This window comes from Kribbia dieselivorans NBRC 106261 (genome assembly GCF_001552435.1).
Classification (GTDB): domain Bacteria; phylum Actinomycetota; class Actinomycetes; order Actinomycetales; family Dermatophilaceae; genus Kribbia; species Kribbia dieselivorans.
In genome coordinates this window covers 1-7165 of record NZ_BCRE01000073.1, presented here as the reverse complement: position 1 = coordinate 7165, position 7165 = coordinate 1, and the positions used below count along the sequence as shown (strand labels likewise).

The following is a 7165-nucleotide window of genomic DNA, read 5'->3' as shown; positions in this document are numbered from 1 at the left end:
GGTAATACCTCGAACCGCGAGGGGCGGGGGCGGGGATCAGGGGTGGGTCACATGAAGCGGCCGCCGGTGACCTCCAGCACCGTGCCGGTCATGTACGACGACATGTCGCTGGCCAGGAACAGCGCGACCGTGGCGACCTCGTTCGGCTCGCCGGCGCGCTGCATCGGGATCTCGGCCATCTTCTGGTCCCAGGCCTTCTGCGGCATCGCCTCGGTCATCGCCGAACGGATCAGACCGGGCTGGATGGCGTTGACGCGCACGCCGTGGTGGGCCATCTCCTTGGCGGCGGCCTTGCTCATGCCGACGATGCCGGCCTTGGCCGCGGAGTAGTTGGTCTGGCCGACCATGCCGACCTTGCCGGAGAGGCTGGAGATGTTGACGATCGTGCCCGACTTCTGCTCGCGCATCACGGCCGAGGCGAGGCGCGTGCCGTTCCAGCAGCCCTTGAGGTGCACGGAGATGACGGCGTCGAACTCGTCCTCGGTCATCTTGCGCATCGTCGCGTCGCGCGTGATGCCGGCGTTGTTGACGAACACGTCGAGGCTGCCCCACTTCGCCAGCGCGGCGTCGATGGCGGCCTGGACCTCGTCGGCGTTGACGACGTTGCACCCGATGCCGAACGCTTCTCCGTCAAGCCCTTCGGCCGCGGCCTTGGCGGACTCCTCGTTGAGGTCGGCGACGACGACCTTGGCGCCGGCCTTGACGAACTCCTCGGCCATGGCCAGGCCCAGGCCCTGGGCTCCGCCGGTGATGATGGCGACCTTGTCCTTGAGCAGGGTCATGATGTTCTCCTCTTCGGTGAGTCGGCCGAGTCGATGACGTTCGACTCGAGCAGTGTCGTGTAGGTCTCCGCACCGAGGGCGTCGGCGAGGATCGTGCGGGTGTGCTGGCCGACGACCGGAGCGGCGTTCGCCCCGGTTCTCGTGCCGTCGATGACCAGCGGTGAACTCGGGGCCAGATGCCGACCCACACCGGGTTGGTCGAGTTCGCTGAACAGGGGGTTCTCGCTCAGGTGACGCGCGGCCTCGTCGAAGTCGCGGTACACCGACCACAGGATCCGCTTGCCCGCCAGCGCGGCGGTCAGTCCGTCGACATCGAGCCCGGCGAACCACGGTTCGAGCAGGGCACTGATGACCTCGCGGTACCGGAACCGCACCTGCTCGTCGTCGAACGACACCTGCAGCGACACCTCAAGCCCGGCGATGGCGTCTGCCAGTCCGGCCGCGTCGAGCAACTGGTGCCAATGCCGGTCGGTGAGGATGACGAGCATGATCCGCGCACCGTCGGCGAGGCGGAAGTCACGACCGTAGGTGCCGTAGACGTAGTTGCCGTCCGGGCCGCGGCCGACGGTCTCGAGCTGGGCCTGGGTCAGCAGACCGAGGTTGCCCGCCGTGGCCAGGGCGACGTCCTCGAGGGCGAGGGTGATCGACGCTCCGGCACCGGTGAGGTCGCGACGACGGAGCGCCGCAAGCACGCCCGTCGCGAGATAGCCGCCGGCAATGACATCCCACGCGGGCAGGACATGGTTGACCGGCACACCATGGCCCTGCGGTCCGGTGACGTGCTGAAATCCGACCGACGCCTGCGCGAGATAGTCCACGCTCGGCGCTCCGGTCCACGTGCCCGTCAGGAGGATGTGGATCAGCCCCGGGTGGCGTTCGCGCAACGCCGCCGCCGTGACCAGACCCGAGTAGGGCGCGTTCGCGACGACGATGTCGGCCCCGGCGGCGAGATCGCTGACGACCTGCTGCCCGGCCGGGTCACGCAGGTCGACCGCGAGCGCGTGCTTGCCCTTGTTCAGACCGGTCCAGTAGTAGCTCGTGCCGTCGGCGGCCAGCGGGAGCCGCGTCCGGTCGGCGGCCCCGCCCGGCGGCTCGATGCGGATGACCTCCGCACCGAGCTGCGCGAGCGTCAGACCGCACAGCGGCGTGGCGACGTAGCTCGACAGTTCGAGCACCCGAACCCCGGTGAGCGGCTGATGCGCCGGGATCGCCCCCGGATCGGTCACTTGCGCGCCTCGCGCAGCATGGCCCGCGCGACGATGGTCCGCTGGATCTCGCTGGTGCCCTCGTAGAGGCGGAACAGCCGGGCGTCGCGGTAGAACCGGGAGACCTTGACCTCCTGCATGTACCCGAGCCCGCCGTGGATCTGCACGGCGCGGTCGGCGACGCGGTCAACCATCTCGGTGCAGAAGAGCTTGGCGGCCGACGGGGCGGTGCGCATGTCGGAGCCGTCGTCGTACGTGCGCGCCGCCTCGATGACCATCGCGCGCCCGGCGTACGCCTCGGTCTTGCTGTCGGCGAGCATCGCCTGCACGAGCTGGAACTCGCCGATCGGGGTGCCGCCCTGGGTCTGGTTCACGGCGTGCGTGACGGATTCCTCGATGAGACGCTCGGCCAGACCGACGCACAGCGCGCCGATGTGCAGGCGACCCTTGGCCAGCGACTTCATCGCCGTGCCGAAGCCCTCGCCCTCGACCCCGCCGATGAGGTCGTCCCTGCTCACGCGAACGTTGTCGAAGAACACCTCGGCGGTGTGGGCGCCGCGCTGGCCCATCTTGGCGTCGGACGGGCCGATGGTCACGCCGGGGAGCGTCGTGTCGATGGCGAACACGGAGATCCCCTTGGTGCCACTGGTCTCCTCACCGGTGCGGGCGAAGGCCATGAGCACGTGGGCCTCGGGCGCGTTGGTGATGAACCGCTTCTGCCCGTTGATGATGTAGTCGTCGCCGTCCTTGACCGCGCGGGTGCGCATGCCGGACGGGTCGGAGCCGGCGTCGGGCTCGGTCAACGCGAACGAGCCGATGAGGTCGCCGGCCGCCAGACCCGGCAGATACTTCTGCTTCTGCGCGTCGGTGCCGAGGTTGACGAGCACCTGGCCGGCGATGCCGTTGTTGGTGCCGAACATCGAGCGGAAGGCCGGCGTGGTGCGGCCGACGACCATGGCGAGCTGCACCTCTTCGCTCATGGTCAGCCCCAGGCCGCCGTATTCGACCGGGAGGGCGTAGCCGAAGAGTCCCATGTCGGCGGCGGCGGTGCGGATTCGCTCGGGGATCGCGTCGGTCTCCTCGATCTCGTCCTCGGCGGGGATGACCTCCTTCTCCACGAAGGTGCGCACCGCGTCAAGAATGGCCTGGAACTCGTCTGCTTCCACGGGTGTGTACTCCTGTGTTGTCAACGCCGAAGTGACCGGGATGTCACGGCTCGATCCCGACTCAGCGTGGCCGAGGCCGACTGGTGTGGCAACTGGCTCCGACCGCCCCGCATGGCGTCGCCGCAGCGAGAAGTGCGTGATTGCAGGCCTGCGGGCGCGCACTGTTCCACTCTGACTATGGGTCGGTGGGTGAATCGGTATCGATCAGGGCCGTTCGCCCGCATGGTGGTCAGCCGGATCCCGGCCGTCGCGGCGCCGACCGACCTGCCAGGCCACGGCCACCACCACGGTGACGGCCGCCAGGACCGCGGTGCCGAGGTACATCACCACGGGTTGGTGGAATCGCAGGGCGAAGGCGACCCAGCCGACGCCGCACGCGATGCCGAGGAAACGGGCGACGTTGTGCACGCCCATGGCCATGCCGCTCAGGCCCGGCACGGAGACGAGCATGGCCCCGGCCATCCCGGCCACGCACCCCACGCCGCAGCCGATGACGAACAGGGTCGGGACGAGCGGCACGAGGAGCGCGGTGTCGGTCAGTCGCCATTCCAACACTCCCAAACCGAGCGGAGCGACGAGCAGCACCACCGCCCCGGTCGTCAGGGTCGCGGTCACGCCGATCCGTTCGGACAGGCGCCCCGCGAGCGGCGAGAAGGCCACCATGCCCAGCGGCATCGCGAACGAGTACAGCCCGATCGGCCCCGGGCTCAGACCCAGGGTCGAGCTCAAATGGATCGGCACGCTGTTGACCACCGAGCTCATCGCGAACATCGCCGTCGTCGCCGCGAGGGTGGCCAGCCAGTAGAGCGAGCTCGCCCCGGCGGCGCCGAGGAGCGGCGCCGGTCGGGTCGGTCGGAGGTAGTAGGCGAGGAGGATCAGTCCGCCCACGAGCAGGGCACTGCCGCCGGCGAGGAGGTTCTGGCCGATGAGGGTGGCGCCGACGGCGGCGCATCCGGCTCCGACGGCGAGTCCGGTCAGGGCCGAGACGTCGATGGGGGTGGGCGAGGGCGGTACCTCGGGGACCGAGCGCACGATGACGGCGGTCAGGGCCAGAACGATCACCGCGACGACGATGAAGATCATCCGCCAGCCGAACCACTGGGCGACGGCACCGCCCAGCGGCGGGCCGATCGCCTGACCCACGCCGATCGCCGCCGCCCACGCGGCCATGACCTGGCGCTGGTTGTCGGGCCAGTGTGCCGCCAAGGCCCGCTGCACTCCGGCCGGCACGCCCGCGCAGGCCAGGCCCTGCCCCAACCGCATGGCCACGAGCACGGCCAGGTTGGGTGCCAGGGCCGCGCCGAGCTGGAACACGACGAGGGCCAGCAGCGAGGCCACCATGAAACGTCGCGGACCGATGCGGTCGCACGACCAGCCGGCCAACGGCGATCCGATGACAAGGGCGACCGAGAAGGCGGCGATGGCCACGACCGTCTGCCGAACGTCGATCCCGAGCGCCTGCGCGATCTGCGCCACGGGGGCGGAGATCACCGTTCCGGAGATGGCGCCCATCGCCGTCGCGCCCAGCAGCGCCACGTAGGCCACGGGCCCGGGGTGGCGCAGTTTCGTCAAATCCTGCGCGCCCATATCACATTTCACCTACCTTTGGGGGATTGCGTTTGTGTCATCCATCACCACGTAGGGGAGCGCAGTGTTCTACCAGAATCCCAACACGACCCATGTCACCGAGCTCAAGGCCGGCGCCCCGACGATGGGCGGGTACGCCCGCTTGGCGCCGGCTGGACTGGCCAGCATGTACCGGCGGTCGAACCGCCGGTTCGCCCACACCCTACGGGGGGTCAACACCGGCACCGGACCGGCCCTCATGCGTGAGGGCGTCAGCGTGCGCTACACCGCGATCACGGCCCTGGGCCTGGGCCACTGCGACGACGCCACCCAACGCGCGGTGCTCGACGGCGAGAGCGCCGCCGACCTGACGAGGCATCTGCTTCGTGATGCCGACTCCCTGCACGAACCCGGTGAGCTGGCGCTCGTGGCCTGGGCCGCGGCCGAGGTCGCCGGCATCGTGGACGCGGACCTCTTCGCCCGCCTGCGCGTCCTGCTCGAACACGGTGATCCCCTGGCGACGGTGCCGACCGCCTGGATGCTCACGGCGGCGACGGCCGCGCGATCCGTGTCGAGCGAGCAGGTCGATGTCCAGGTGGTCATGCGCAAGGCCGGCCGGCGGCTCATGGACTCCCAGCACGGCTCCGGTCTGTTCCCGCACGGGCTGCCCACGTCGTCCGCCGCGGCGCTGCGGCGGCATCTGGCCTGTTTCGCCGATCAGGTCTACCCGATCCAGGCGCTGGCCCGTCTCGCCCGGGCCACGACCGACCCCGACGCGATGCTCGCCGCCAACCGCTGCGCCGCACGCATCGTCGCCCTGCAGGGCGACGAGGGCCAGTGGTGGTGGCACTACGACGTGCGTGACGGCAGCGTCGCTGAGCGCTACCCGGTCTACAGCGTCCACCAGCACGCGATGGCACCCATGGCCCTGTTCGACCTGGCCGAGTGCGGCGGCGACGACCACACCGACGCCGCGCTCAAGGGCGTGGACTGGCTGCACATCCACCCCGAGGTCTTCAGCGAACTCGTCGACGAGGAACACGCGGTGATCTGGCGCAAGGTGGCCCGGCGCGGCCGTCGGACCGCCCGCACCGCCGCGGCCCTGACCACATCGGTCAAGCCCGGGTGGCACCCGCCGGGGGTCGACTGGGCCCTGCCGGCGAACGTCATCGACCGCGAGTGCCGCCCCTACGAACTCGGGTGGCTGCTCTACGCGTGGAACTCGCGCGCCGGCCGCACGATCATCCGCCCGGCGGTGCCGATGGCCGGCCAGGCTCCGGTGAAGTCACGCCAACCGCGGGCCCTGCTGTACGGCATGGAGGTCGATGCCGTGACCATGCCCGAGGTCATCGAACGGTGTCATGGCGCCATCGCCAGCCACACGCCGATCCGCATCGGGATGGTCAATGCCGCCAAGGTGATCAAACTGCGCTCCGATGCGCAATTGCGCGAATCACTCGCCGAGTGCGATCTCGTGCTGGCCGACGGACAGTCGGTGGTGTGGGCCAGCAAGGTGCTCGGCGACGCCCTGCCCGAGCGCGTGGCGGGTATCGACCTGTTCGAGTCGCTGCTCGGTCTGGCCAATGACCATGCGTACGGGGTGTATCTGCTCGGGGCACGCCCCGAGGTGCTGTCCGCCGTCGAGGCGCAGATCGCGCGGCGCTACCCGCGGGCCCGGATCGTCGGGAGCCGACACGGCTACTTCACCGACGAGGAGGCCGACGCGGTGGCCGCCGGCATCGCCGCCTCCGGCGCCGACATGGTCTTCCTCGGGATGACCACGCCCAAGAAGGAACACTTCGTCGGCCACTTCAGCCAGGACCTCGACATCCCCGTCATGCACGGTGTCGGGGGCGCGTTCGACGTCATGGCCGGGCTGGTCGAGCGGGCGCCGTTGGCGTGGCAGCGCGCCGGGATGGAATGGGCCTACCGCCTCAAGCAGGAGCCTCGTCGACTCACCATGCGATACGTACGCACCAACTCCGCGTTCGTCGCCGCCACCGCCCGCGAGTTCGTGCACCGGTCGCGGTTGTGAGGTGAGCGGCCGTGACCGTGTCCGTCATCGTGCCCGCGCACAACGAGGCCGCGGTCCTGCCCCGGCTGTTGCGCGCCCTGCACGGCGCCGACCTCGAGGTCATCGTCGTGTGCAACGGCTGCACGGACGACACGGCCAAGGTGGCGCGGCGCTGGCCGGGCGTGCGGGTCGAGGAGATCACCGAGGCATCCAAGGCTGCGGCGCTGCGCCGAGGTGATGAGGTCGCCGGCTTCGGCACGCGGGCGTATGTGGACGCCGACGTCGTCATCAGCGGGCGCGACGTGGGGCGGCTGGCGGCCGCGGTCGAGGCCGGCGAGGCCCTGGCGGTCGGGCCGGAGCGTCGTTTCGACCAGACCGGGGTCGGCTGGCCGGTGCGCGCGTACTACCGGGTGTGGCAGGCGCTGCCGGCGG

The 7165-nt window shown here is 70.3% G+C and carries 6 protein-coding genes; 2 read left to right on the top strand and 4 right to left on the bottom strand.

Features of this window, described 5'->3' with window-relative positions:
- Positions 1-47: 47 nt before the first annotated feature.
- From fabG to KD1_RS07195, 4 genes are all read right to left on the bottom strand, one after another.
- Positions 48-782 carry a 3-oxoacyl-ACP reductase FabG gene (gene fabG / locus KD1_RS07210; RefSeq protein WP_068399682.1) on the bottom strand — a complete coding sequence of 245 codons (735 nt, stop codon included), beginning with the start codon at positions 780-782 and terminating at the stop codon, positions 48-50.
- Complete coding sequence (locus KD1_RS07205) at positions 779-2008, bottom strand: CoA transferase (protein ID WP_217995826.1); 1230 nt, start codon at positions 2006-2008, stop codon at positions 779-781. Before KD1_RS07205 ends, fabG begins: the two co-directional genes overlap by 4 nt.
- Complete coding sequence (locus KD1_RS07200; RefSeq protein ID WP_068399679.1) at positions 2005-3153, bottom strand: acyl-CoA dehydrogenase family protein; 1149 nt, start codon at positions 3151-3153, stop codon at positions 2005-2007. The genes KD1_RS07205 and KD1_RS07200 overlap by 4 nt, the downstream gene beginning before the upstream one ends.
- 204 nt (positions 3154-3357) lie before the next feature.
- A complete protein-coding gene (locus tag KD1_RS07195; RefSeq protein ID WP_068399676.1) occupies positions 3358-4740 on the bottom strand; it encodes an MFS transporter in 1383 nt (460 codons plus the stop codon).
- A gap of 64 nt (positions 4741-4804) precedes the next feature.
- On the opposite strand from KD1_RS07195, the gene KD1_RS17170 reads away from it, so the two are divergent.
- Positions 4805-6754 (top strand): WecB/TagA/CpsF family glycosyltransferase, encoded by a 1950-nt coding sequence (locus KD1_RS17170; protein ID WP_217995824.1) that lies wholly within the window; start codon positions 4805-4807, stop codon positions 6752-6754.
- Between the two features lie 11 nt (positions 6755-6765).
- On the top strand, positions 6766-7165 hold a 400-nt coding region (locus KD1_RS07180), incomplete at its 3' end, for a glycosyltransferase family 2 protein (RefSeq protein WP_157073229.1).

Excerpts from the sequence above, each read along its gene's own strand:
- fabG (WP_068399682.1), bottom strand. The coding sequence starts at position 782 with ATGACCCTGCTCAAGGACAAGGTCGCCATCATCACCGGCGGAGCCCAG.
- KD1_RS07195 (WP_068399676.1), bottom strand. The coding sequence starts at position 4,740 with ATGGGCGCGCAGGATTTGACGAAACTGCGCCACCCCGGGCCCGTGGCC.